Here is a 24,860-nt window from a genome sequence, read left to right as displayed (position 1 = left end):
GTCAGGCGGCCGGTCGTCGTGCCCGGAACACGACGTCGTGGGTGTGGTGCCCGCGACCGGCCGCCTTGCCCCGCGGGCGCACTTCGTCGGCGAGGACCTCCCAGCCGGCACCGAGGAGTCCGCCGAAGTCGCCGGGCTGGACGTAAGCGTCGGGGTCGAACCCGTGGGCCCGCACACCCTCCGGCGCATGCGCGACGACGAGCAGCGTCCCACCCGGGCCGACGGCGCCGACGAGCTTGCGCGCGACGTCGATCTCGGCGAGCGGTATCGGAAAGTAGTGCAGCGCAACGAGTTCGAAGTCTCTCCCCGGCACCGGGTCGTCGACGAGGTCGGCGCGCACCCACTCGATCGGCAGGTCGCCACTGATCGCTCGGGCGCGGTCGAGGGCCACCTGGGAGATGTCGACGGCGGTCACCTGCCAGCCGCGCTCGGCCAGCCACCGGGCGTCGGCGCCCTCGCCCGAGCCGACGTCGAGCGCAGTGCCGGGGCTCAGCCCCTCGGTCTCCACGATGAGAGCCGGGTTGACGTCGGCCGTCCACAGGCGGTCGGCGTTGCCGTACCGCTCATCCCACTCCGCTGCCCGGTCCACCGGTCTGTCGTCGCCCACCCTGAGATTCATAGCAGGTCGTCAGGAGTCGGCCGCGTCGTCGACGACCCGACCGATGCGTTTGATCGCCTCGGTGAGGACCTCGGGAGAGCAGGCCACGTTCACTCGCGCGAAGCCCTTTCCCGGCTCTCCGAAGGCCGGGCCGTAGTGCAACGCGACCCGACCCCGATCGAGGATCACCCGGCCGGGGTCGTCGCCCAGTCCGGTGTCGCGGAAGTCGAGCCAGGCGAGGTACGACGCCTGCGGCCGCCGATAATGCACCGACGGAAGATGTTCTGCGAGAAGCTCCTCCAAGAGGTCGAAGCTCTCCCCGATCACCTCCAGGGTGGCGTCGAGCCAATCCTCGCCGTCGACGAACGCGGCCTCGGTGGCTGCGCGACCGAGGATGGAGGTGCGGTAGCGCACCTCCTCGGGCTGCCGCTCCACGATCGCCCGCGTGCGTTCCGAGGTCGCGACCGACAGGGCGCACTTGGCACCGGCGAGATTGAACGCCTTGCTCGCCGAATGTGCTGCGATGCCGATCTCGCGCGCGGCGTCGCCGACCGCCGGGAACGGGACGAATTCGACGCCGGGATGCACGAGTGGGGCGTGGATCTCGTCGCTGACGACGATCGCGTCGTGGCTCGCGGCGAGTTCGGCGAGTCGCGCGAGATCCTCCCGGTCGTGGACGAGCCCGACCGGGTTGTGCGGGCTGCAGAGCAGGACGGCCCGCGCGCCCGCGGCCAGCGCTCTCTCGATCCCGTCGAGGTCCATGCGCCAACGCGGGGATTCGACCAGCGGCACCTTCACCACGGTCCCGCCGGCCTCGGGAATGAGCTCGAAGAACGGCGGGTACACCGGCGGCATCAGGATGACGCCGTCGCCCGGTCGGATGGCCGCACGCAGGGTCTCGACGATCACGACGCCGACGTCGGTGGTGAGGGCGACGTCGCCGGCGTCGACCTGCCAGCCCCACCGCCGCGCGGCGAAGTCCGCGAAAGCGGTTCCCACGCGGCCCGGATCGCCGGCGTAGCCGAGGTCCGACGCGCGGACGCGGTCGATGATGGCCTCGGCCACCACCGGCGCGAGCTGATAGTCCATCTCGGCGATGAACAGCGGCAACACGTCGTCGGGATGGGTTGTCCACTTGGCGCTGGTACGGCGGCGGAGCTCGTCGAGGGGCGGTGCGGCGGGTCGGGGTGTCACGAGGTCAGTGGTACCACGGCTGCCCGCTTCGGCCATCGACGCCGGCAGCCTCAGCAGGCAGACTGGTGCCCATGGCCTTTCCCATTCGTATCGGTGTCCAGATCCAACCCCAGCACGCTCCCGAGTACGGCCTGATCCGGGACGCGGTCCGCCGCGCCGAGGACGCGGGTGTCGACATCGCGTTCAACTGGGATCACTTCTACCCCCTGTACGGCGATCCCGAGGGCGCCCACTTCGAGTGCTGGACCATGCTCGGCGCGTGGGCCGAACAGACCTCGCGGGTCCAGATCGGCGCACTCGTCACGTGCAACTCGTACCGGAATCCGGAACTGCTCGCCGACATGGCGCGCACCGTCGACCACATCAGCGGCGGCCGGCTGATCCTCGGTGTGGGTGCGGGTTGGTTCCAGAAGGACTACGACGAGTACGGATACGACTTCGGCACGGTCGGGTCGCGCCTGAACGACTTCGGTGCGGCGCTGCCGCGGATCAAGTCGCGCCTGGCCAAGCTGAACCCCGCGCCCACCCGGGACATCCCGATCCTCATCGGGGGCAGCGGCGAGAAGAAGACCCTGCGCTACATCGCCGAGCACGGCGACATCTGGCACGGCTTCAACGACGTCGAGGCCTACCGGCACAAGTCCGCGGTCCTCGCCGAACACTGCGCGGCGGTGGGACGCGACCCGGAGACCATCGAGCGTTCGTCGGGACTGCAGTACTCCGGCGACACCGACCAGCTCCTACGGGACGCCGAGGCGCTGGCTGCCGAGGGCGTCACGCTGCTGACCGTCGGCGTGACCGGACCCGACTACGATCTCACCGCCGTCGAGGCGCTGTGCCGCTGGCGCGACTCGCGTCGGTGAGCGGACATCGGAACGGATGCGACCCGCCGCGGCCATGCTCTCCCCGGATGGGGCGCCTGACTAGATTGGTGACCATGCATCGGGTACCGGTCCCCCGGGGGAAGTCGACGCTCGTCATGACACGCCGCACCGGCGCAGGTCTCGGGACCCTGGGGCTCCTCCTGGGCTTCCTGACGGCCCTCCTCCTGTGGACGGTGAGTGCGCCCACCGCCGCCGCGGAGCCTCCCGCCCGCCTGCCCGCCTACGTGGTCGACCCGGCCGAGGTGATCACGCCGGGACAACGGGCGGAGCTGGAAGAGGCCATCGACAAGCTGTACGAGGAGCACGGCGTCCAGCTGTGGATCGTGTACGTGCGCGGCTTCGACGGCTTCACCAGCGAACGGTGGGCGGATCAGACCGCCACGTTGAGCGAGCTCGGTGACCGGGACGTCCTGCTGGCCGTCGCCACCGAGGACCGGGCCTACCGGCTGACCGCGCTGGACAACATCGGCGGACTCGACCAGTCGACCCTCGACGACGTCGCCCACAACGATGTCGTGCCCCAGCTGAAGGACGGCAACTGGGCCGGGGCCGGGCTCGCCGCGGCGAACGGGCTGTCCAACGCCCTCGAGCCCAGCAACGCCGGCCTGATCACCGCCGGCGTGGTCGGCGGTGCGGTGGTCGTCGGCGGTGGCGGCGCGTACCTGTACTCGCGCCGCCGCAAGCGCCGCCGGATCGAGCAGGGGGTCGACACGCTGCGGGAGCAGGAACTGACCGTCGACCAGCTCGCCCAGCAGCCCCTCGACGTGCTCGACCCGTGGTCGCGCGAGGTGCTGACCGATCTCGACAACGCGATCCGGACCAGCGAGGAGGAACTGCGACTCGCCCGCGACGAGTTCGGGCCGGTCGAGACCGCACCCTTCAGCGACGTCGTCGAACGCGCCAAGCGGGCACTCGCAGAGTCCTTCCGGATCCGTCAGCGACTCGACGACGACATCCCGGAGACCGTCGACGAGCAGCGGTCGATGCTCGTGCAGATCATCACCGACTGCACGGCGGCCGACACCGCACTCGACGATCAGGTCGAGGCGTTCGATGCGATGCGCAATCTGCTCATCAACGCCGGGCCGCGATTCGACTCGATCACCCAGCAGCTCATCGCGCTGCGGGCGCGGCTGGAACCGGCCGAGAAGAAGCTCGCCGACCTCATCGAGAAGCACGGTGAACAGACCCTGACCTCGATCCTGTCGAACGTCGAGCTCGCACGACAGCAGATCGACTTCGCCGAGGCGACCGCCGATCAGGGCCGCGCGGCCGTCGCGGCGCCGGTCGGCCAGCAGGGTCCCGCCGTCGCGGCCATCCGCTCGGCCGAGGGCTCCATCGAGCAGGCCACCACACTGCTCGACGCCATCGACCACGCCGACGCCAACATCGCGGTCGCGCGGTCCCGGATGCCGGCACTGATGGAGGAGGTCGACGCCGAGCTGACCGAGGCGGCATCGCTCACCGCCGACGGCGGACCTGCGCTGGCCACGGCGGTCGAGGCGGCACGAACCGCGCTCGAGGCCGCGCGCAGCGACTTCGAGACCGATCCGCTGGGCACGTTCACCGCGCTCGTGGACGCGGATGCCGACCTCGACGAGGCGCTCGCCGCCGCGCGCAGCACGGCCGCCGAACGCACCCGTCGCGCCCAGGTGCTGAACGCAGCGCTCGAGTCCGCGAACGCCAAGGTCACCGCGGCGTCGGACTTCATCGGTACCCGGCGTGGCGCCGTCCAGTCGACCGCGCGTACCCGACTGGCCGAGGCCCAGCGCCTGCTGGCGTCCGCGCAGCAGACCGCGGCGTCGGACCCGATCGCGGCGACGTCGACGGCCCGACAGGCCGGGGCACTCGCCGACCGGGCGTTGATGGCCGCCCAGGGCGACGTCGTGAGTTGGCAGCAGTCGCAGCAGCCGCGGTCGAGCGGCACATCCACGGCCGGCGCGGTACTCGGCGGCATCCTCGTCGACAGCTTCCTGCGCGGCACCATCAGCGGTGGTCGCAGCGGGTACCGCGGTGGCGGCCACCCCGGCGGCTTCGGCGGCGGATTCAGCTCCGGTGGACGCAGTCCGGGTTCATTCGGTGGCTCCGGGTCGTCGGGACGCATCGGGACCGGCGGCCGGTTCTGAGGTCGGACTCACGGCGACTCGGCCTCGTCGGCTCCCCCGATACCGACGATGACTCTTGTCCGGGGCGGCCTCGGATCGTTGTTCGGTAGGTATCGATCCGGCGCCGGCGCACCGGATTCGCACCCGTCGTTGGGTTTCCGTTCACCTCTGGGTACAGCGCGGTTCGCTTCGCACCCCTAACGTCTGTCGGGTGCGAATCCAGTTGCCGCTCTTCACCTCCGACGGCCGGGCCGGCCGGTCGTCCCGCGCTCATGTGACCTGCCGCTACAAGTGCGGCGACGCATGCCGGACCGTCCCCGGGAACTCCAGTGACAACGCATACTTCCGTGAAGTGGTGCGCTCGCAGGTGTCTCGTCGGAGCGTGCTCAAGTCCTCCGTCGGAACCGTGCTGGCGCTCGGGGCCATCACGGCATCGGCCGCGTGTGGGGACGGCGAGGCGTCGGAACTCGGATGGTCGTCGACCGCTCCCTCCCCCGGCGACGCGCTGCCCGGCATGAAGTTCACCGCCGTCACGCCGAACACCGAGGACGCCCTGGTCATCCCGGAGGGATACCGCCAGCAGGTCGTGATCCGCTGGGGCGATCCGGTGCTGCCGGGGGCACCCGAGTTCGATGTCGCGAATCAGACGCCCGAGGCGCAGGCCGGACAGTTCGGCTTCAACAACGACTTCGCCGGGCTCATCCCCGTCGACGGCGTGCCGGGCCATTTCTATCTGGTCGCCAACCTCGAATACCCCACCGAACCGTTCATGTTCACCGGGTACCGGGAGGGCGAACCCACCGAGCAGCAGGCGCGCATCGCCATGGCCGCGGTGGGCATCGCGGTCGTCGAAGTGGAGGCGGCGCGCGGCTCGGGTGCACTGAAACCGGTTGTCGGACCACGTAACCAGAGGCTCACCGCATCGAGTCCGTTCCGCCTGACCGGCCCGGCCGCCGGCAGCGAGTTCGTCAGGACCTCCGCCGACCCGGCCGGCACGACCGTCCTCGGAACGTTCGCCAACTGCTCCGGCGGCCTGACCCCGTGGGGCACGATGCTCTCCGGGGAGGAGAACTTCAACAACTACTTCGCCAACGCGAGCAAGGTGACCGACCAGAAGGCCGCCGAGCGCCTCGCCCGCTACTCCTTCGACGACGACAGCGACGAACACCACTGGGGCCGCTTCGACAAGCGTTTCGACCTGGCCGTCGAGCCCAACGAGGCCAACCGCTTCGGCTACATCGTCGAGGTCGATCCGCATGATCCGAAAGCAGTTCCGGTCAAACACAGTTCGCTGGGCCGCTGCAAGCACGAGTCGGCGAACATCCACGTCGTCGACAGCGGCCCCGACGAGGGCACCGTGGTCGCCTACAGCGGAGACGACGAAAAGTTCGAGTACATCTACAAATTCGTATCCAGCCGCCGGATCAAGAGCGGCCTGTCGAAGACCGCGCGGGAGCACAACCTGCGCATCCTCGACGAGGGTACGCTGTACGTCGCGACCTTCTACGGGGACTCCCCCGACGGCTCGGGCCGGCTTCCCGCGTCGGGTCGATTCGCCGGAAGGGGTTCGTGGAAGCCGCTGTTGACCACCGAAGCCGACGGCTCGGCGCGATCGCACGTGCCCGGGATGTCCCCCGCGGAGGTCGCGGTGTTCACACGCCTCGCCGCCGACGCCGTCGGGGCCACCAAGATGGATCGGCCCGAGGACATCGAACCGAACCCGACGACCGGCAAGGTGTACTGCGCACTCACCAACAACAGCGACCGCGGCACCGACGGCAAGCCCGGCATCGACGCGGTGAACCCACGCACCGAGAACAAGAGCGGCCAGGTCATCGAGATCACCGACGACCACACCGGCACCGAGTTCACCTGGGAGTTGCTGCTGGTGTGCGGCGACCCGGCCGCCGCGGACACCTACTACGGCGGGTTCGACAAGACCCGGGTCAGCCCCATCTCGTGCCCCGACAACCTCGCTTTCGATCCGCACGGAAACCTCTGGATCTCCACCGACGGCAACGCGCTCGGCTCCAACGACGGGTTGTTCGCGGTCGCCCTCGAGGGCGACCGTCGCGGCGAGACCAAGCAGTTCCTGACCGTCCCGGTCGGCGCGGAGACGTGCGGACCGGTCATCTCCGGCGACCGCGTCCTCGTCGCGGTCCAGCACCCGGGTGAGCTCGACGACCACTCCGCCGACAACCCGGCCTCACACTGGCCCGACGGCGGGAACTCCCGACCCCGCCCCGCCGTCGTGGCCGTCTGGCGCGAGGACGGCAAGGCGATCGGCGTCTGAGCGCCCCGGCAGCGGCCGCCCGCGTCGTCAAAGTCGCGACTTCCTGCAGAAAAGCGCACCTTCCAGGGCGCGCATCTGGCGGGAAGTCGCGATTTTGCGTTGTGGCGGGGTCCTGCGTCGGCGATCTCACAGACGCACAGGTTTTACTTCGAGCTTCTAAGTATTAGATTTTCTCAGCGTGTCCGACATCGATCCCGCGCAGCTCGCCTCAGCCCTCCGGCCTACGATCACGCGGCTCTACCTCTCCCTGCGACGTCGGACACCGGTCGTCGAACTGACGGCCGCGCAGACATCGGCGCTCAGCGTGCTCGCCGATCACGGCCCAATGCGCATGGGTGAACTCGCGGAGCGGGAATCCATCCGGATGCCCACCGCGACCTCGGTGGTCGACGGACTCACCAAGCACGACTTCGTCGAACGACGACCCGATCCCGGGGATCGTCGGGCCGTCCTGGTCGGTCTCACCGATCACGGCCGCGAGGTGGTCGAACGGATTCGCCTCAGCCGTGATGTGGCACTGACGGACGCGCTGGCGAGCCTGAGCGACGAGCATCTGCGGACGCTCGCGGCGGCGGCTCCCGCACTCCGAGCCCTTCGCGACGTACTCGACCAACGTCCGGCGCACCTCGCACAACCCGCGGAGTCCACCGCCGCGATCGAGCACTGACCGGACGTCGCGTCCCGGTCTGCCGCCCTGTCAAGACAGCCCCGACCCAGAGGACCTCTTTCCCATGACCGTCACCGACCGCACACCCGCGTCGGCCGCACCACAGGCCGCGCACGACGAGCCCTCCTCGATGCTCGCCATGTTCCGCCAGCAACCACGTGCCGTGTGGATCACCGCCTTCGCGGCCACCATCGCGTTCATGGGCATCGGCCTCGTCGACCCGATCCTGCACAGCATCGCCGAGGCGCTCAACGCTCCCCCGAACAAGCTCACGCTGCTGTTCGGCGTGTACGTCGGCGTCCAGTGTGTGGCGATGCTCGTGACCGGCTGGTCGGCCTACCGCTTCGGCCCCAAGCGCACGCTCACCGTCGGATTGGTGTGCATCGTCCTCGCCTCCGGCATCTCGGTCCTCGCCGGCGACATCGACCAGCTCATCGCACTCCGCGTGCTGTGGGGTCTCGGCAACGCGCTGTTCCTCGCCACCGCCCTGGCCTTCATCGTCTCCTCCGCCAAAGGCGACCGCCACGGCGCGATCATGATGTACGAGGCCGCGCTCGGCATCGGCCTGGCCGTCGGCCCCCTTCTCGGCGCGACGCTCGGTGAGTGGACCTGGCGCGCACCGTTCGGCGGCACCGCACTGCTGATGCTCATCGGCGCCATCCTGTGCGCGATCATGCTTCCCGCCGACTCCCCGCGTGCCACCCGCACCCCGGTGCGGATCAGCGACCCGCTCAAGGCCCTCAAGAACCGCACCCTGACCATCGCCGGCATCGGGTCCGCGTTCTACACCGGCGCGCTGTTCACGGTCATCGCGTGGGCCCCGATCGCCATGGGACTGCGCCCGATCCACGCCGGCATGATCTTCTTCGGCTGGGGTCTGCTGACCGCCGTCGCCGGAGTCTTCCTGGCCACACCGCTGGCCCGGGCGATCGGCGAGAAGGGCGGAGTCCTCACCGCGATCACCGGCTACGGCGTCGTGATGGCGCTCGCCGGGATCGGGACCCTGACCGGCGAGGTCTGGCTCATCGGCCTCGCCGTCGTCCTGTCCGGCCTGCCGTCGGGCATCCTCAACACCCTGTTCACCGACCTGGCCATGGCGTCGGGCGGAACCGACACCCCGCGGTCGGTGTCCAGTGCCGGCTTCAGCTTCCTGCGCTGGGCGGGTGCCGCCATCGCCGCGGTGCTGGTCTCCTACCTGGCCGAGTGGTTCGGCGAGGTCGCGCCGTGGTGGTTCGCCGTCGGCTACTGCGCCGTCGCGCTCGGTGCGGTGGCGATGGTGCGGACCAAGAAGCGCAAGGTCGCCGAGGACGCGGCCCTCATCGGCGCCGAGGAGTTCTGAGCAAGCGAAACCCGCGTCAGACGGCGGAATCCGGGAACGCGATGACCGAGAGGAAGCGCACGGGCAGTTCGACCAGTTCGACCGGCCCGTGCGCTCCCTCTCCGTCGAGCTGGAGTGCGTCCCCCGGGTGCATCCGGTACACCGAGCGGCTGTGCGCGTAGTCCATCACGCCCTCGAGGACGTACAGGAATTCGGTACCGGCGTGCTGGAACAGAGGCTGCGTCACCGACTTCTCGGTGAGGGTCACCAGCAGGCACTCGAGTCGCTTGTGTTCTCCCCGAAGGGAACCGAGCAACTCGTACTCGTGACCCTCGCGTGAACCCTCGCGGATGATCGCCGATCCCTCGCCCGCCTTCACGAAGACGGCCGACCGCTCCATCTCCGCGCCGCGGAACAACGACGTCACCGAGACGTCGAAGGCCTGGGCGAGGCGGGCGAGGGTGCTCAGGCTGCACGAGGTCTGGGCGTTCTCGATCTTCGAGAGCATCGCCTTGGAGATGCCGACCCGAGAGGCCATGTCGCCCACCGACAGTCCCTGCTGCCGCCGGAGTCGGCGCACGTTGTGCGCGATCGCCGTCTCCAGCTCGAGCTCCTCGACCGACTGATCCACCGGCCGTTCCCGAGCGATGCCGGACTGGTTCCGGATCAGTTCCTCGTCGGTCACCCCGCCACCATAATGCGCGAGCTCGTTCACTGTCAGTTGACACATGGTTCGCGTCCTTTCGTCGGTCGACGCCCGTCACAGGACGCTCAGCGCATCTCGCCCGCCCCCACGTACGGGAACCTCGTCTTGAGCAGGTCGTCCTCGGCGAATCGCGTGTATCGGAAGTCCGACTCCGGGATCCGCGGGTCCGAGCTGTGCCCGTCGACGACGAGATCGGCGACGAGGCGACCCACGGCGGGCGAGATCTTGAACCCGTGCCCGCTGAATCCGCAGGCCAGCACCAGGCCGTCGAGCGGGCCGCGGGAGATGATCGGATTCCAGTCCGGCGTCACGTCGTAGCAGCCGGCGTAGCTCGTCGTGATCGTCGGCTCGGTGAAGCCGGGGAAACGCGTGCCGACCTTCTCGACGGTCAGATCGATGAAATCGCCGGTGACCTGGTTGCTGTAGCTGTCCGGGTCGGCGATCTCCAACTCCTTCAGATCGCTGTTGCCGAACAGGATCTCGCCGCGGACGTCCGGACGGACGTATTGCAGCGACACCAGGTCGGAGAAGACCGGGACCTGTCCGAGATCCTCGCCCGGGTGGATCATCATGATCTGTTCGCGGTGCACCGAGATCGGCACGTCGATGCCGTGCCGCGCGAGGAACGGCTTGGTCCACACGCCCGTCGCCACGACGACGGTGTCGGCCGAGATCGTCGATCCGTCGGCCAGGCGGACCCCGGTGACGCGGTCCCCGTCGACGACGAGTTCGCTCACCGCGGTGCCCTGGCGGATCTTGATCCCGGTGGAGCGGGCGGCCGCGGCGAACGCCTGGGCGGTCTGATAGGCGTCGCCGTATCCGCCGCGTTCCTCCCAGCCGAAGGCCGCGAAGGGCTCGAGATCGGCCGCCGGCCACAGCGCGGCGACCTCGGCGGCGTCGATCTCCTCGGTCTGGACACCGACTTCTCGCTGTGCCGCAAGGCTTTTGCGGAGATTCGCGGCGTTCGCCTCCCCCACACCCACGACGTAGCCGGTCTGCCGGAAGCCGATGTCGGTGCCGAAGATCTCCTCGGCCTTCTCGAAGACCTCGATACCGTAGGCGGCCATCGCGGCGAGTGAGCTGACGCCGTAGTGGCAACGGACGATGCCCGACGACTTTCCGGTCATGCCGCCGCCCACGGTGTCGCGCTCACAGACCACGACATCGGTGACGCCGCGCTGTCCGAGGGCCCAGGCGGTGGCCGCGCCCTCCAGGCCACCGCCGACGATGACGACCGATGCGGTCGAGACCTGATCGCTCACAGTCCACTCCCCGGAATCCAGCCGGTGCCGGCCAGCGGCACGCGGGCCATCGCGGCGGCCTCGATCGAGATGGCCACCAGATCCTCGGGCTCGAGGTGCTGCAGGTGCGCCTTGCCGCAGGCCCGGGCGATGGTCTGGGCCTCCATCGTCATGACGCGCAGGAAGTTCGCCAGGCGCTTGCCGCCGAGAACCGGGTCGAACCGGGCGGACAGCTCCGGGTCCTGGGTGCTGATGCCCGCGGGGTCGCGTCCGTCCTGGAAGTCGTCGTAGTAGCCGGCGGCCGAGCCGATGGCCTCGTACTCCTTGGCGTAGCGAGGATCGTTGTCGCCCAGGGCGATCAGCGCGGCCGTTCCGATGGCCACGGCGTCGGCGCCGAGAGCCATCGCCTTGGCGACGTCCGCGCCGTTGCGGATGCCGCCGGAGACGATCAGCTGCACCTCGCGGTGGACGCCGAGTTCCTGCAGCGCCTGGACGGCCTGCGGGATCGCGGCGAGCGTCGGGATGCCCACGTGCTCGATGAAGACCTCCTGGGTGGCTGCGGTGCCACCCTGCATGCCGTCGACCACGACGACGTCCGCGCCGGAGTGCACGGCCAGCTTCACGTCGTAGTAGGTGCGGCTGGCGCCGACCTTGACGTAGATCGGCTTCTCCCAGTCGGTGATCTCACGCAACTCGTTGATCTTGATGGCCAGATCGTCCGGGCCGGTCCAGTCCGGGTGCCGGCACGCACTGCGCTGGTCGATGCCCTCGGGCAGGGTCCGCATCGCCGCGACGCGCTCGGAGATCTTCTGCCCCAGCAACATCCCGCCGCCGCCGGGCTTGGCGCCCTGGCCGAGGACGACCTCGATGGCGTCGGCCTTGCGCAGGTCGTCGGGGTTCATGCCGTAGCGCGAGGGCAGGTACTGGTAGACGAGGTGCTTGGACTGGCCGCGCTCCTCCGGCGTCATGCCGCCGTCACCGGTGGTGGTCGACGTGCCGACCTCCGACGCGCCGCGACCGAGGGCCTCTTTGGCGCCGGCCGACAGCGCGCCGAAGCTCATGCCCGCGATGGTGACCGGCGTCGACAGGTGCAACGGGTACTTCGCGTTGCGGGTGCCCAGCCACACATCGGTGTCGCAGCGCTCGCGGTAACCCTCGAGCGGGTAGCGCGACATCGACGCGCCGAGGAACAGCAGGTCGTCGAAGTGGGGGAGCTTGCGCTTGGCGCCCCAGCCGCGGATGTCGTAGATGCCGGTCTCGGCGGCACGCTGGATGGCTGCGATCGTGGTGCGGTCGAAGGTGGCCGATTCGCGGAGGCCGCGCTGCTCGATGCTGAGGTTGTCGGTCATGATGATGTCTCCGTGTGCGGGTCCGAGGTCGACGGGCGCCTCGGACGGGGTATACGCGAAAGGTTCGGGCTGCGGGTCAGTACGCGGAAGCGTTGTCGACCTTGAAGTGATAGAGCTCCCGGGCCGAGCCGTAGCGGGTGTAGGCGCTCAGGTCGTCGTCGGCGAAACCGGCGGCCTTCAGCAGGCCGGCGAGCTCCTCGAGGTGCTCCTCGCGCATGGGCTTGGCGATGCAGTCGGCGCCCAGCGATGCGACGTCGCCGCGGACGTAGATGCGGGTCTCGTAGATCGAGTCGCCCAGGCCGTGCCCCGCGTCGCCGCGGATGACCAGGCGGCCGGCCTGCGCCATGAAAGCGCTGTTGTGGCCGACGTTTCCGCCGATGACGATGTCGACGCCCTTCATCGAGATGCCGCAGCGCGCGGCCGCGTCGCCCTCGACCACGAGCAGGCCGCCGTGGGCGGTCGCACCGGCCGACTGGGAGGCGTTGCCCTTGACGATGACGGTGCCGCTCATCATGTTCTCCGCGACGCCCGTGCCCGCGTTGCCGTCGATGACGACCTCGGCCTGCTGGTTCATCCCGGCCGCGTAGTAGCCGACATGACCGTTGACGGTGATCTTCACCGGCGCGTTGACACCGGCTGCGACGGCGTGCGCGCCCGCCGGGTTGTCGATGACGATCTCTCCCGAGATGTCGCCGTGCAGTGCGGAATTGACCTCTCGCAGGGGTGTGGTCGCGAGATCGAAGTGGTGATTGGGGCTCATCGTCTCAGCCTTCGCCGTGTCGGTGGGGAAAGGGGCAGGGGAGTTGTCGATGGTCAGCGTGTCCATGCGTAGACCACCTCCGGCTCCGGTTCCCAGATGCGGGCGTTCTCGACGCCGGGGAGCTTGGCCAACGCGCGGTACTCGCTGGCGATCGCGACCCAGTCGTCGGTCTCGGCGATCACCGCCGGCTTGCAGGCGATGGCGTCGCGGACGACCGCGAAGCTGTCGTGGTTGGACACGACCAGGGTGTAGAAGCCGTCGAAGGTCGCGCAGACCTCCTTCAGGGCGGTCTCCACGTCCTTGCCCGCGGCGAGCTGGTGTGCGACGAACCGGGCGCCGACCTCGGTGTCGTTCTCGCTGTCGAACTCGACGCCCTCGGCGCGGAGCTCACGACGGATGGTGGCGTGGTTGGAGAACGACCCGTTGTGGACCAGGCACTGCTCCGGGCCGACCGCGTACGGGTGCGCACCGGACGGGGTCACCGCCGACTCCGTCGCCATGCGGGTGTGGCCGACGCCCTGCCAGCCGGAAGCGTGTGCCAGGCCCCAGGATTCGGTGAGATCGCGGGGGGCGCCGACGCCCTTCAGGACGGTCAGGTCGGCGCCGAAGCCGGCGATCAGCGCATCGGGGTAGGCGGCCCGGGCGGCGCCGAGCAGCTCCTCGGCGGGAACCGGGGCGGAGACGACCAGGGTGGTGTCGACGAGCTGCGCGGCAACCGGGACGCCGACGGCCGCACCCAGGGTCGAGGCGACCTCGTCGGGCACGACGTCGAGCTCGAGGAGGGAGACGCAGCCGTGGCCGGGCGGGGCCCACTCTGGGTTCCCGTAGACGGCGATGCCGGCCGAGTCGGCGCCGCGGTCCTGCATCTCGCCGAGCATCTCGGCGAGCATCGCACCGAGACGGGGATGGAGTTCCGGATTACGCAGGTGCAATCCGACGATTCCGCACATGGTCGAATTCCTTTACTTCGAAGGGGGAGTGGATGCTGTCCCGGCGCCGCTGCCGGCGCCGGGGCGGAGTACCGGGTCAGAAGGCGGTGAGGTACTTGTCGACCTCCCAGGGGGAGACCGCCGAGTGCCAGTGGAAGAACTCTTCGCGCTTGAGGTTGGAGAAATAGGTCGAGACCGTCGCCTGGTCGGCGGGCCAGTCCTGCGGGATCGCGGCGTCGAGCGCGCCGGTGACCACCGCGTCGGACTCGAGTGCCTCGACCGCGTGCAGCAGGGTCAGCGGCAGCTCGGCGACGTGGCTCGGTGCCGCACCGACCTCACCGGGATCGAGACTGCGCTTGATGCCGTCGAGGCCGGCGCCGAGCAGCGCGGCGACCGCGAGGTAGGGGTTGGCCGATCCGTCGCCGCCGCGGAGCTCCACGCGCTGGTCGTCGGGGACGCGGATGTAATGGGTGCGGTCGTTGCCGCCGTAGGTGGCCTTGCGCGGCGCCCACGAGGCGCCGGAGCGGGTCGCGGTGGCGCCGGTTCGCTTGTAGGAGTTGACCGTCGGGGCGATCACGGCCTGCAGGGCCGGCGCGTGCTCGAGGATGCCGCCGATGAAGCCGTAGGCGGTCTCCGACAGGCCCAGGCCGCGGAGGTCCTCGCCGACCTGCGGGAACACCGGTTCGCCGCCCTTGGTCAGGGAGAGGTGGAAGTGCAGTCCCGAGCCGGTCCGATCGGCGAACGGCTTCGGCATGAAGGTGGCGATCATGCCGTTCTCGCCGGCGATGGCCGAGAGCAGGTAGCGGAGGGTGACGACGCGGTCGGCGGTGGTCAGCGCGTCGGCGTACTTGAAGTTCTGCTCGAACTGGCCGTTCCCGTCCTCGTGGTCGTTGGCGTAGTTGCTCCAGCCGAGCTGGTTCATGGCGGTCGACACGGTCGTGAGGTGGTCGTACATCCGGGTCAGGCCGCGGACGTCGTAGCACGGCTGGTCGGAGTCGTCGGCGGCGTCGGCGGTGACCAGCGAACCGTCCTCGGCGCGCTTGAGCAGGAAGTACTCGACCTCGGCCCCCACCCACGGCTCGAAGCCGGCGTCTGCGGTCTGGGCGATCAGGCTCTTGAGGATGTTGCGCGGGGCGAACGGCCACGGCTTACCCTCGACGTGCGGATCACACTGGACGACCGCGAGGCCCTCCTTGATGAACGGGATCGGCAGGAAGGAGTTGACGTCGGGGATCGCCATGAGGTCGGGATCCTTGGGCTCCTGACCGATCGCGCCGACCGCGTAGCCGGCGAAACCGACTCCCTCCGTGGCGAGTTCGTCGACGGCCTCGACGGGGACCAGCTTGGCGCAGGGCTTGCCGCGGAGATCGACGAACATCGCGAGGATGAACTTGGTGTCGTTGGCCGCGCACAGCTCGGCGAGGGTGGCGTTCTCGGTGGTGTCGTTGATGGTCATGCTGCGCTCCGTGGATCGACTCTGGGATTTGCCTATCGGGGTTGTCCACTCGTGTGAATCTTTGTCTACCGTTAGTAGACCGGCTGTATGTTTCGGCGCTGTTTCCGAACTGTGAGCGGTCAGTGTCGTTCCGCGAGCGGTTGTTTCATCCGATGGCAAACCGGGCGTCGCCCGGAGGGCGGACACGAAAAGACCCGGGGGCCCGCCGTTCTCGGCGAGCCCACGGGTCGGGTCCTCGTTTCTTCTCGGTGTCCGTGGAGGTCCTGTCGGTGGCCGATCAGACCTGAGCGGACGGCTTCGACGGCGGCATCGACTTCTCCACCGACTCGGCCGCGACCGCCGGCGACAAAGCGCCCAGGCCGCCACCTGCGTGACCCGCGCTCGAGGCGGGGATCTCGTAGGCGGTCTCCGCGTGGATGGTGGTGTCGAGGCCGACCATCTCGGTCTCCTCGTCGACCCGCAGGCCCATGATCTTGTCGATCGCCTTCGCGATGATCCAGGTCATCACGAAGGAGTAGGTGCACGTGATGGCGATGCCGAGCAGCTCGCGCCAGATGATGTCGGGATCACCGCCGAACAGCACGCCCTGGACACCGGCGGGAGCGACCTCGCTGGCGAACAGGATGATGCAGATGGTGCCGACGATGCCGCCGATGCCGTGGACCATGAACGCGTCGAGCGTCTCGTCCACCTTGAGGCGGGCCTTGAAGCTGAGCAGGAAGGCGACGACCGCGGCGGCGAAGATGCCGACGAGCAGGGCGCCGATCGGGGTCATGCTGCTGGCTGCCGGGGTGATGCCCACGAGGCCGGCGACGACGCCGGTGATCAGGCCCAGCGAGGTCACGTGACCCTCACGCCACTTCTCGACGATGGCGAAGCCGATCATGCCGGCCGAGCCCGCGAGCAGGGTGTTCAGGATGACCGACTGCGCGAGGAAGTTGGCGCCGAGGGCGCAGCTGCCGTTGAATCCGAACCAGCCGAAGAACAGGATGCCGCCGCCGAGCATGGTCATCGGCACGTTGTGCGGACGCTCCATACGCCGCTTGCGGGCGCCGAGGACGACGGCCAGGGCGAGCGCCGCGACACCGGAGTTCATGTGGACCGCGGTTCCGCCCGCGTAGTCGACGATCTGCAGCTTGTTCAGCAGGAAGCCGCCTTTGTAGTCGTCGTCGACGTCGGCCGCGAAGACCCAGTGGGCGATCGGGAAGTACACCACCAGCAGCCAGATCGGCGCGAAGACGAGCCAGGCCGAGAACTTCATGCGGCCGGCCGCGCCGCTGGCGACGATGGCGATGGTGATGGCCGCGAACAGGATGAACCAGGCTGCGAAGTACAGCGTCTGGGTGGCCCCGGACTCGTCATCGGTCAGCCAGTTGGTGAGGCCGATGAAGTCGGTCGGGTTGCCGATGAGGCCCCATCCGCCCACCGAGGGTCCGGACACGAGTCCGTATCCGACGAGGACGTACAGCACCGCGGTGATGGCCAGCGTCGACATGACCATCGACATGGTGTTCAGCACGTTCTTCGAGCCGACCATGCCGCCGTAGAAGAAGGCGAGGCCGGGGAACATCAACAGGACGAAGACGAATGCCGCGAGCATCCAGGCCAGGTCGGCATTTGTCGCGAGTATCGGTTCCATGGGCGATCTTTCGGTTCGGAGACTCGGAAGTCGGGGTCACATTGCTCAGCTCACGGGCGTCATTGACCGCGTAGATATGCGACGACGTTGTCGCGGTAGTCGAGGAATCCCTTGTAGGCGGCGATGTCCTCACCGAGTGTCTCGATGACGGTCGCCAACTGCTCGGCCCACTCGGGTATGCGCTTCACGTCCTCCAGCGAGGCCATGAATGTGCGGATATTGAACGTCACGGCACCCGACATCGGCAACCGGACGAAGTGTTCGAGCTCGATTCGCAGGCGCGCCCTGGCGAAATCACCGTCGGCCACCATGCCCGGAACGTCGCCGGCCCATTCCGGCAACTCTTCCAGACTCACGTCGAGTTTGTGCGAATCAGACGCCGACAGAGTCCAGTTCACCCTGCGGTACAACTGATCTGCCGGTAGCCTACGCAGGAATTGCTCGGCGCGCGCGACGATGCCCTCGCGCAGCATGCGCGGAACCGGTGCGTGGATCTCGTACATGTCCATGCCCACGTCGAAGGACACCGACCAGGCGGCGGCGAAGGTGACGATGCCGGCGTCGAAGTAGAGGTGGCCGTCGCGCTCGGTGACGAGCAGCAGGTCGTCGGGCACCTCGCGGGCGAGGAACTCCATCGGTCCGTAGGGCAGCGAGCTCGGGTCACCCAGGACGAACTCCTGGTCGGTGCCGAGAAGGTCGTTGCGCCAATGGAACCGGCCGTCGTCGTGTTCGTCGAGATGCATCACCTCCGGATAGGAGATGGCGAGATCGCGGAGGTAGTAGAGGAGCAGGTCCCAGCAGGCGATCTCCATGCCGGGTCTGATCCGCACCCGTGACGGGTCGGCGTCGAGGATGCGACGCCGCTCGGCCATGATCGCCGGGTACTCGGCACCGCCGAGATCGACGAGGTGCCTGCCCCATTCGCCCCCGCGGGTGCGGCGGGGAATGCGTGCGGGTTCGACGTTGACGCTGTAGGTGAACTGCTCGAGGTCGTCGGGGAAGGGCCAGGGGAGATTGCTCAGATGGTCCACCGGCGCGCTGAGGAAGAGCTCGGCGGGTGTCGTTGGGATCGCTTCGGTCGTCACAGGTCCACCTCGATGTTCTGGCCGCGGGAGACACAGCAGAGCATGGCGTCGCCGAGCGACTTCTCCTCGTCGGTGAGAACGAGGTCGCGGTGCTCGATGGTGCCGCTGCGCACGGGGATTCGGCATTCCCCGCACACGCCCTGCCGGCAGAGGTTCGAGACTTCGACGCCGTTGTCGAGGAGTCGTTGGAGCAGTGACACCCCGGAGGGCACCACGATCGTGGCGCCGCTGGATGCGAGGGTCACGGTGAACGGTTCGCCCGGGTCCTGCTCGGGTGCGGTGAACCGTTCGAGATGCACTCGTGCCGAGGGCCACCCCGCCTCGGCGGCGAGTTCGGTGTAGGCCTCGAGCATCGGTCCCGGACCACACGCGTAGGCGTGTGTGCCGAGCGGCTGCGACCGGAACCGGTCCCGCAGCAACTCGGTGGTCTCGTCGATGCCCGAGACCTCGTGCAGGGTGATGTTCGGTTGCCCGGCCAGCGCGCGCAGATCGTCGAGATGTGCTGCGGCGCCGGGCCGATAGGAGTAGACGATGTCGGCGCGCAGGCCTTCGCGGGCCAGGGCGCGCGCATGCGAGAGCACCGGGGTCACTCCGATGCCGCCGGCCACGAGGAGGGCCCCGCGCTGGTTGAGGACCGGACCGAACATCGACCGCGGGCCCTCTACCTCGACGGTGGTGCCCTCGGTCAGGTTGTCGTGCAGCCAGTCCGATCCGCCACCGGCACCGCGCCGCAGCACCGAGATCCCGTAGGTGTCGGGGAACATGCCGTCGTCGACCAGCGAGTAGGCGTTGCGGTGCTCGCCGGCGCTCACGATCAGGTGGCTGCCCGGCTGGTAGGGCGTCAGCGCCCGCGGCGCGTCGTCGACCGGGGCGAACCGGAAGTGTTTGATCTCGTCGGTGAGCTGCTGCACCTTCACCACGCGCATGGGTCGCGCCGCGGTGGTGTATCCGGGGTGCAGGTGTGCCCTAGTTGTTGCGGCAGCGGTCATTCATCACCTCCTGCGGCCGACGCGAGGTAGCTGCCCATCGTCGGCGAATGGTGTTCGTGGATCTCCAGGTCGCGGGCGCAACCCGGGCAGGCGACGACGCCTCCTGGGACGGCTTCGACGCGGAAGGTGTCCCGGCAGTGTGCGCAATACATCGGCAGATCGCCGAAATCGGTGACGTACGCGGCGAGTTCGGCCGGCACCGCCCCTGCCTCGCGGGCGAGTGCGAGCGCGGTCATGACGTCGTACTGGCCGCCCGCGACCATGATGCGCGTCCCGATCACCGCATCGTCGAAGGCGGCGGCGAGGGCCGTCCGGTCCTCTTCCTCGGTGAGGGAGTCGAGGACCAGCAGCCGCGTGGTGCCGGCCGCCTCCGCGGTGGACACCCAGTTCCGCGAGACGTGGGCGGTCTCCGGGTCGCGGCCGATCGCGACGACGAGGAACGCGGCACCGGTGGTGTCGACCGGCGGGGGAGTGGTGGGCCACTCCGGCATGCCGGGTCCGGAGGGCAGCGGCGCGACGGGCGCGGCGTCGCGCAGGTACTGCGCGGCCCGGTCGCGGTACTTGATGATGCCCTTGTACTCGGCCATGTCGGCCGGCAACTCGGCCAGCACCTCCGCGGCGCGCCGACGCCAGGGCTCCACGGTCGCGAGCTGGTCCAGCGGGAGCAGGTAGGTGCGGATCAGGAAAACGATCGCGCCCGAGTCGGGGAGCCGGATCAGGTGCTGGACCTCCACGCGCAGGTGGACGCGACGGCCGAACTCCTCGTCGTCGACGTGCTGGATGGTCTCCCGGTCCGGGCCCCACTCGTGGTAGATCTCCGTCGACACGTCGAGGCGGCGGTCGATCGTCAGCGTCCAGTTGGTCCGCCGGTACGGCTGATGCGGCTGGAGTCGCTTGAGGAACTCATGAGCGCGGGTGATGACACCTTCCTTGCGGATCCGCGGCACCGGGCCGTGGATCTCCAGGAAGCTCATCCCCACGTCGAAGCCGAAGCTCCAGTCCGCCGCGAAGGTCACGACACCCGCGTCGACGAACAGCTGGTCGTTGCGCTGGTCGAGGAGGGCGATGTCCTCCTGGACCTGCGAGGCGATGTACCGCAGCGGCTCGTCGGGCAGTGTCGCGGCGTCGGCGTAACGGAAGCACTGCTCGATGCCGAGGATGTCGTTGCGCCACAACCATTCGTCACCGCCGAGGTTCTCGAGGTGCATCTGCTCGGGGTAGACCGCGTCGAGTTCGCGCATGAGCGTGAGCATGGTGTCCCAGGCCGCGGGAACCATGTGCGGGAGGACCGCGTGGCGGCTCGGGTCGGCGGCGAGGATCGCCGCCCGCTGGTCGAGTTCGGAACGGTACTCCGAGTCGATGTCGACGACCGCGGCACCCCACTGGCCGGCCGGGGTGACGACCGGCTGCTCGGCGGGCTCGACGTTGGTGCTGTATCGGTAGCGGTCCTCGGGGAAGGGGAACGGGAAGCCGGCGACCAGGTCGGATGCGACCGGCGTCGTCCCGGTGGTGTTCTCGAGGGTGGTCACAGGGGAACCTCCAGGGTGCAACCTTCGCCGGCGCGGGAGACGCACGGCATGATGGCGTCGCCGGCGTCCTTCTCCTCGGCGCTGAGGTAGAGGTCGCGGTGGATGGGTGAACCGCCGGACAGGGGGATGCGGCATTCACCGCACACGCCCTGACGGCACAGGTTGGGGATCTCGATGCCCTGCTCCTCGAGGGCCTCGAGCATGCTGGTCCCGGACGGCACGTCGACGGTGCGGCCCGACGCCGTCAGTCGGACGCGGAACGGGTCACCGGCGTCGAGCGCGTCGATCCCGAAGCGCTCGAAGTGGATTCGCGAGTCAGGCCACCCCGCCTCGTGGGCGGCGTCGATGACGGCGTCGATCATCCCGGCCGGGCCGCAGACGTAGAGGTGGGTACCGATGGGCTGCTCCCGGAGGGCCTCCCCGAGGCGGGCGACGAACGCGTCCTGCTCGGTGAAGAGCTCGGCGTCGCCTCCGGCGAGTTCGGCGACATCCTGCAGGTGCGCCCCCGCGTTCTCGCGGAAGGTGTACAGGATCTGCACGTCGCGACGCCACCGGGCGGCGGCCCGCAGGTGGGACACCATCGGGGTGATCCCGATCCCGCCGGCGATGAGCAGGTGCTTGCGTGCGCGGGCGATCGGTGCGAACGCACTACGCGGAAGCCCGACGGTGAGGGTGTCGCCGACGGCGAGTTCGTCGTGCAGCCAGCGCGATCCGCCGTTCCCGTCCTCGACCCGGAGCACCGAGATCGAGTAGTGGGTCGGGTGGGTGCCGTCGCCGGTCAGACTGTAGGCATTGGTGTGCGGGCCCGCGTGCACCACGAGGTGGCTGCCCGGGACGAAGCCCGGGAGGACCCGGCCGGCGGGGTCTGCGAGCGTGATGCTGCGGATGCCCTCGGCGGGGACGTCGATCGCGGTGACGACCAGTTCCAGTGTCGTCGCGCGATCGGTCCGCGACGACCCAGTCCCGGATTCGACGACCGCAGCGGTCTCTGCGACCGGAGTACTCATGCTTCGACCTCCTGGGGGGCCGGCTCGAACGGGGCTGTCTCGGCGTCGACCTGGAAGCCCAGGTACTGACCGGTCCGTCGGGACACGTGGTGGTAGACGAGCAGGTCGCGTCCGCAGCCAGCGCACGCGACGACGTCGTCGACCTGTGCCCGCACGCGGTTCACCGCGCGGCAGTGCACGCAGAAGACGTCGATCTCGCCCGTCGTCTCCGGTGCGACCAGGACGTCGATCTCGTCGTCTTCGAGTCCCGCGGCGAGCGCGATGGCCCGAAGCTGCAGCGCTGCACCGGCATCGGCGGCGATCCACACCCGGACGCCGACCGTCGCGGACGACAACGCCTCGGCGAGCGCGTCGCCCGCGGAGTCGACGTCACCGGTGATCCTCGTGGTGGCGCGCGGCGCGAGGTCGGACTCCCAGCGATCGAGGACCTCGTCGACGGACCCCACGCCGACCAGCAGGTATGCGCTGCCGGTCGGCGCGGGCGTCGTCGTCTCGGCCAGATCGCCGGGGCGCGCCCACGCCGGCACGCTGGAGTACGTGATCTGCGACATGGCGCCGCCTGATCAGAGAAGCGTCGCGTCGCGCAGGCCGGTGTAGAAGGCGAGCGCGTAGTCGGGGGTGCTGAAGTAGATCTTCGAGCCCTTGGGGAAGAAGATCGCATCCTTCGCCTTGGCCACCAGCTTCTGGCCGGTCTCCTTGTTCTCCAGGAGGAACTCGCCCTCGAGAACGACCTTCATCTCGTCGTACTCGTACTCGTAGTAGAGCGGCTCGTCGGTGTGACGGAGTTCGAAGTACCCGCTGCACATCGGGCTGCCGTCGGGATTCTCGTAGACGTCACCGATGAACCCCTCGGTGCCGGGGTATTCCTCCTCCGACATCTTCGGCAGGTCTTTCCAGGCGCCGCTGGTCACGCGGAACTCCAACGCCTTGGCACTCTCGATCGTCACGATGTTCCTCCATATCTCACTCGGGTCGTGCACGCGATGCGTGCGACGGTGCTCGGCGTCCGGAGCCACCTCTGTCGAGTCGATCCAGGATCGGTGTGACTCATCTGAGTGGACGCCGTCCCCTGATATGAAACAAGTGGTCTGTTTCAGGAATATGACGACTTTGTAATGGAGTGCTACACGGGAATTCCCGTCTCAGAGTTGGGGTTCCGCACAGAAAGTGTATCCAAAATGGTTTCGATCGGTCGGCCGACAGGAATGATCGTCCGATTCGGCGACCGGCGCGAGATCATCGCCCGGGGTCATCCCATCCCGCGGCGGGCGCCGGCGAGCTCACCGCGATCATGACGCGACGACTCCCCACCGAGAACCGCATAACCCCTGTGCCACAGCCACTCCAGGGGGCCGCGATCGAAGCGGCGGAGCCAGGCCCGGGACACCGCGATCATCATCACGCAGATCGACAGATAGAGAAGGACCGTCACGGGCACGACGGTCTCGGAGTCGAGACGCTGCGTCAGGCCGAGTCCCCAGCCGTAACAGACCGCGCCGGCGACCATGTTCTGGAACACGTAGCAGCTCAGTGCCATTCGTCCGACCGGTGTCACCGCGCGTCCCCAGAATCCCGGCCGGCGTCCGTCGGCGTACAACCCCGCCACCCAGGCGAGCAGGCCGAGCGAGACGACAGGTGCGATCCCGTAGCGGCCCAGCACCACGCCCGCGTCGCCGCCGAACATCCCGACGAGGAGATCCAGCGGGAGCGCGACGCCGAATCCGACGATCATCAGTCGTCGACGCAGCGCCGCACCCCGCGGTTCCAGCACGCCGGCGCGCAACAGCGCAGCACCCACCAGGAAGAGCGCGATCGACATCGGCAGGATGAAGATCACCTCGGCGCGGAACAGGGCCAGGTTCTCGGCACGGAACAACACGAGACCCCAGAAACTGCTGCCCTCATATGGATTCGGTTCGAGCGGAGCACCCTGACCGACCGGGGCGGAGGCGAGCGCCAGGGTGACCAGGGACAGCAATGCGAGGTGGACCACGATCGCGACGATCAGCGCCACGTGCTGCCGCCTGATCCGCATCGACAGGAGGTACGCGACGATGATGCCGGTCACCGCGTAACCCATCAGGACGTCGAACTCGGTGAACAGGAAGTAGTTGACGAGGCCGTCGATGAACAACAGAACCCCGCGCATGGCGTAGCGACCGGGCCAGGCCCGTCCGCGCCTCAGGGCCGAACGCTGCTGGATGGCCAGTCCGATGCCGAACATGATCGTGAGCAGACCGAGGAACTTGCCCTGTGCGAGCTGCTGTAGGACCGCCTCGACCGGGGCCCAGGCACCGGACGCCCGACCGACCCCCTGGATGTAACCGACCAGGCCTTCGGGATCGGTGAAGATCCAGATGTTGGTGGCGAGGGTGCCGAGGATGGCCATTCCGCGCAGGACGTCGAGCGAGGCATACCGGGTGGGCATTGCGGTCTCCGTCGTTTGGTATCACGACTGTGCTAGTAAACGATGGGGCCAAGGTAGCACAGGTGTACTAGCATGGGTCAATGCCCAAACTCATCGACCGTGCCGAGCGGCGGGCCGAGATCGCCGAGGCGCTGTGGCGAATCGTGCTGCGCGACGGGGTTTCGGGTGTCTCGGTCCGCGAGGTTGCGGCCGAGGCGGGGATCTCGGTCGGATCGTTGCGGCACGTCTTCGCCGACAAGTCCGAACTGCTCGAATTCTCGATGCGATTGATCTACGACCGCGTGGAGGAGCGGGTGCGGGCGCATGCTCGTATGCGTGACCCGCTGCGGCGGGCGGAGGCGATCCTGGCCGAACTGATGCCCTTCGACGACAACCGGCGCGTCGAGATGCACGTCAATCTCGCCCTGCTCACCGAATCGGTGGCCCACCCCGGACTTGCCGCCGCCGCGCGCGAGGCCTACGAGGGGCTTCGGCTGCTGTGCCTGGGCGTGCTGACCGATCTACGAGAGCACGGGCTCGTCGCCGCGGGGGCCGACCTAAAGAGCGAGGCGGTCCGCCTCCACGCCCTCGTCGACGGGATGGCGATGCACATGCTGATCGACGACCGGCACGGACCGACGGCGAGGCGAACGCTGGCGAAGCACCTGAAGGGGTTGTCGACTCGCGGCTGACGCCATCGCTCA

The 24,860-nt window shown here is 68.7% G+C and carries 22 protein-coding genes; 6 read left to right on the top strand and 16 right to left on the bottom strand.

Annotation, left to right across the window (positions count from 1 at the left end; genetic code table 11):
* Window position 1: 1 nt before the first annotated feature.
* Entirely contained in the window at window positions 2-619 is a 618-nt protein-coding gene (locus GP2_RS13750; protein ID WP_006901125.1) for a class I SAM-dependent methyltransferase, read from the bottom strand.
* Window positions 620-628: 9 nt separating this feature from the next.
* Entirely contained in the window at window positions 629-1,828 is a 1,200-nt protein-coding gene (locus GP2_RS13745; protein ID WP_006901124.1) for a MalY/PatB family protein, read from the bottom strand.
* A gap of 35 nt (window positions 1,829-1,863) precedes the next feature.
* On the opposite strand from GP2_RS13745, the gene GP2_RS13740 reads away from it, so the two are divergent.
* From GP2_RS13740 to GP2_RS13720, 5 genes are all read left to right on the top strand, one after another.
* Window positions 1,864-2,655 carry an LLM class F420-dependent oxidoreductase gene (locus GP2_RS13740; RefSeq protein ID WP_006901123.1) on the top strand — a complete coding sequence of 264 codons (792 nt, stop codon included), beginning with the start codon at window positions 1,864-1,866 and terminating at the stop codon, window positions 2,653-2,655.
* A 74-nt stretch (window positions 2,656-2,729) separates the two neighbouring features.
* Window positions 2,730-4,802, top strand: coding sequence for a TPM domain-containing protein (locus GP2_RS13735; RefSeq protein ID WP_157211692.1), 2,073 nt, complete (start codon window positions 2,730-2,732; stop codon window positions 4,800-4,802).
* A 190-nt stretch (window positions 4,803-4,992) separates the two neighbouring features.
* Complete coding sequence (locus GP2_RS13730; RefSeq protein ID WP_006901121.1) at window positions 4,993-7,074, top strand: PhoX family protein; 2,082 nt, start codon at window positions 4,993-4,995, stop codon at window positions 7,072-7,074.
* A gap of 178 nt (window positions 7,075-7,252) precedes the next feature.
* On the top strand, window positions 7,253-7,741 hold the full coding sequence (locus GP2_RS13725) for a MarR family winged helix-turn-helix transcriptional regulator (protein WP_006901120.1): 489 nt from the start codon (window positions 7,253-7,255) through the stop codon (window positions 7,739-7,741).
* A gap of 64 nt (window positions 7,742-7,805) precedes the next feature.
* Window positions 7,806-9,080, top strand: coding sequence for an MFS transporter (locus GP2_RS13720; RefSeq protein ID WP_006901119.1), 1,275 nt, complete (start codon window positions 7,806-7,808; stop codon window positions 9,078-9,080).
* Window positions 9,081-9,096: 16 nt separating this feature from the next.
* Here the strand turns inward: GP2_RS13720 and GP2_RS13715 are convergent, their stop codons facing one another.
* The 14 genes from GP2_RS13715 to GP2_RS13650 form a co-directional block, all read right to left on the bottom strand.
* Window positions 9,097-9,789: a helix-turn-helix domain-containing protein gene (locus GP2_RS13715; RefSeq protein WP_006901118.1), complete on the bottom strand. Its 693-nt coding sequence runs from the start codon at window positions 9,787-9,789 to the stop codon at window positions 9,097-9,099.
* Window positions 9,790-9,830: 41 nt separating this feature from the next.
* Window positions 9,831-11,027 (bottom strand): NAD(P)/FAD-dependent oxidoreductase, encoded by a 1,197-nt coding sequence (locus GP2_RS13710; RefSeq protein ID WP_006901117.1) that lies wholly within the window; start codon window positions 11,025-11,027, stop codon window positions 9,831-9,833.
* Window positions 11,024-12,355 (bottom strand): FMN-binding glutamate synthase family protein, encoded by a 1,332-nt coding sequence (locus tag GP2_RS13705; RefSeq protein ID WP_006901116.1) that lies wholly within the window; start codon window positions 12,353-12,355, stop codon window positions 11,024-11,026. The genes GP2_RS13710 and GP2_RS13705 overlap by 4 nt, the downstream gene beginning before the upstream one ends.
* Window positions 12,356-12,431: 76 nt before the next feature.
* On the bottom strand, window positions 12,432-13,181 hold the full coding sequence (locus GP2_RS13700; protein WP_006901115.1) for a hypothetical protein: 750 nt from the start codon (window positions 13,179-13,181) through the stop codon (window positions 12,432-12,434).
* The gene (locus GP2_RS13695; RefSeq protein WP_006901114.1) at window positions 13,169-14,065 is read right to left on the bottom strand and encodes a class II glutamine amidotransferase domain-containing protein; all 897 of its coding nucleotides are present in this window, start codon (window positions 14,063-14,065) and stop codon (window positions 13,169-13,171) included. The genes GP2_RS13700 and GP2_RS13695 overlap by 13 nt, the downstream gene beginning before the upstream one ends.
* Window positions 14,066-14,141: 76 nt before the next feature.
* Window positions 14,142-15,500 (bottom strand): type III glutamate--ammonia ligase, encoded by a 1,359-nt coding sequence (glnT, locus tag GP2_RS13690; RefSeq protein WP_006901113.1) that lies wholly within the window; start codon window positions 15,498-15,500, stop codon window positions 14,142-14,144.
* Between the two features lie 277 nt (window positions 15,501-15,777).
* Complete coding sequence (locus GP2_RS13685; RefSeq protein WP_006901112.1) at window positions 15,778-17,139, bottom strand: ammonium transporter; 1,362 nt, start codon at window positions 17,137-17,139, stop codon at window positions 15,778-15,780.
* Window positions 17,140-17,198: 59 nt separating this feature from the next.
* Window positions 17,199-18,224, bottom strand: a complete 1,026-nt coding sequence (locus tag GP2_RS13680; RefSeq protein ID WP_006901111.1) for a heme-dependent oxidative N-demethylase family protein — start codon at window positions 18,222-18,224, stop codon at window positions 17,199-17,201.
* On the bottom strand, window positions 18,221-19,213 hold the full coding sequence (locus tag GP2_RS13675) for a PDR/VanB family oxidoreductase (protein WP_006901110.1): 993 nt from the start codon (window positions 19,211-19,213) through the stop codon (window positions 18,221-18,223). The genes GP2_RS13680 and GP2_RS13675 overlap by 4 nt, the downstream gene beginning before the upstream one ends.
* Window positions 19,210-20,742 carry a heme-dependent oxidative N-demethylase family protein gene (locus GP2_RS13670; RefSeq protein WP_006901109.1) on the bottom strand — a complete coding sequence of 511 codons (1,533 nt, stop codon included), beginning with the start codon at window positions 20,740-20,742 and terminating at the stop codon, window positions 19,210-19,212. Before GP2_RS13670 ends, GP2_RS13675 begins: the two co-directional genes overlap by 4 nt.
* Window positions 20,739-21,749 carry a PDR/VanB family oxidoreductase gene (locus GP2_RS13665; protein WP_006901108.1) on the bottom strand — a complete coding sequence of 337 codons (1,011 nt, stop codon included), beginning with the start codon at window positions 21,747-21,749 and terminating at the stop codon, window positions 20,739-20,741. Before GP2_RS13665 ends, GP2_RS13670 begins: the two co-directional genes overlap by 4 nt.
* On the bottom strand, window positions 21,746-22,300 hold the full coding sequence (locus GP2_RS13660) for a dimethylamine monooxygenase subunit DmmA family protein (protein ID WP_006901107.1): 555 nt from the start codon (window positions 22,298-22,300) through the stop codon (window positions 21,746-21,748). Before GP2_RS13660 ends, GP2_RS13665 begins: the two co-directional genes overlap by 4 nt.
* A 12-nt stretch (window positions 22,301-22,312) precedes the next feature.
* Window positions 22,313-22,696 (bottom strand): cupin domain-containing protein, encoded by a 384-nt coding sequence (locus GP2_RS13655; protein ID WP_006901106.1) that lies wholly within the window; start codon window positions 22,694-22,696, stop codon window positions 22,313-22,315.
* A 302-nt stretch (window positions 22,697-22,998) separates the two neighbouring features.
* On the bottom strand, window positions 22,999-24,177 hold the full coding sequence (locus GP2_RS13650; RefSeq protein ID WP_006901105.1) for a DUF418 domain-containing protein: 1,179 nt from the start codon (window positions 24,175-24,177) through the stop codon (window positions 22,999-23,001).
* Between the two features lie 80 nt (window positions 24,178-24,257).
* Here GP2_RS13650 and GP2_RS13645 point away from each other — a divergent pair, with 80 nt between their 5' ends.
* Window positions 24,258-24,848, top strand: a complete 591-nt coding sequence (locus GP2_RS13645) for a TetR/AcrR family transcriptional regulator (protein WP_006901104.1) — start codon at window positions 24,258-24,260, stop codon at window positions 24,846-24,848.
* Window positions 24,849-24,860 lie beyond the last annotated feature (12 nt).

Source organism: Gordonia paraffinivorans NBRC 108238, from assembly GCF_000344155.1.
Lineage (GTDB): Bacteria > Actinomycetota > Actinomycetes > Mycobacteriales > Mycobacteriaceae > Gordonia > Gordonia paraffinivorans.
The sequence above is the reverse complement of the archived record's forward strand: the minus strand, read 5'-3'. Positions and strand labels throughout refer to the sequence as shown.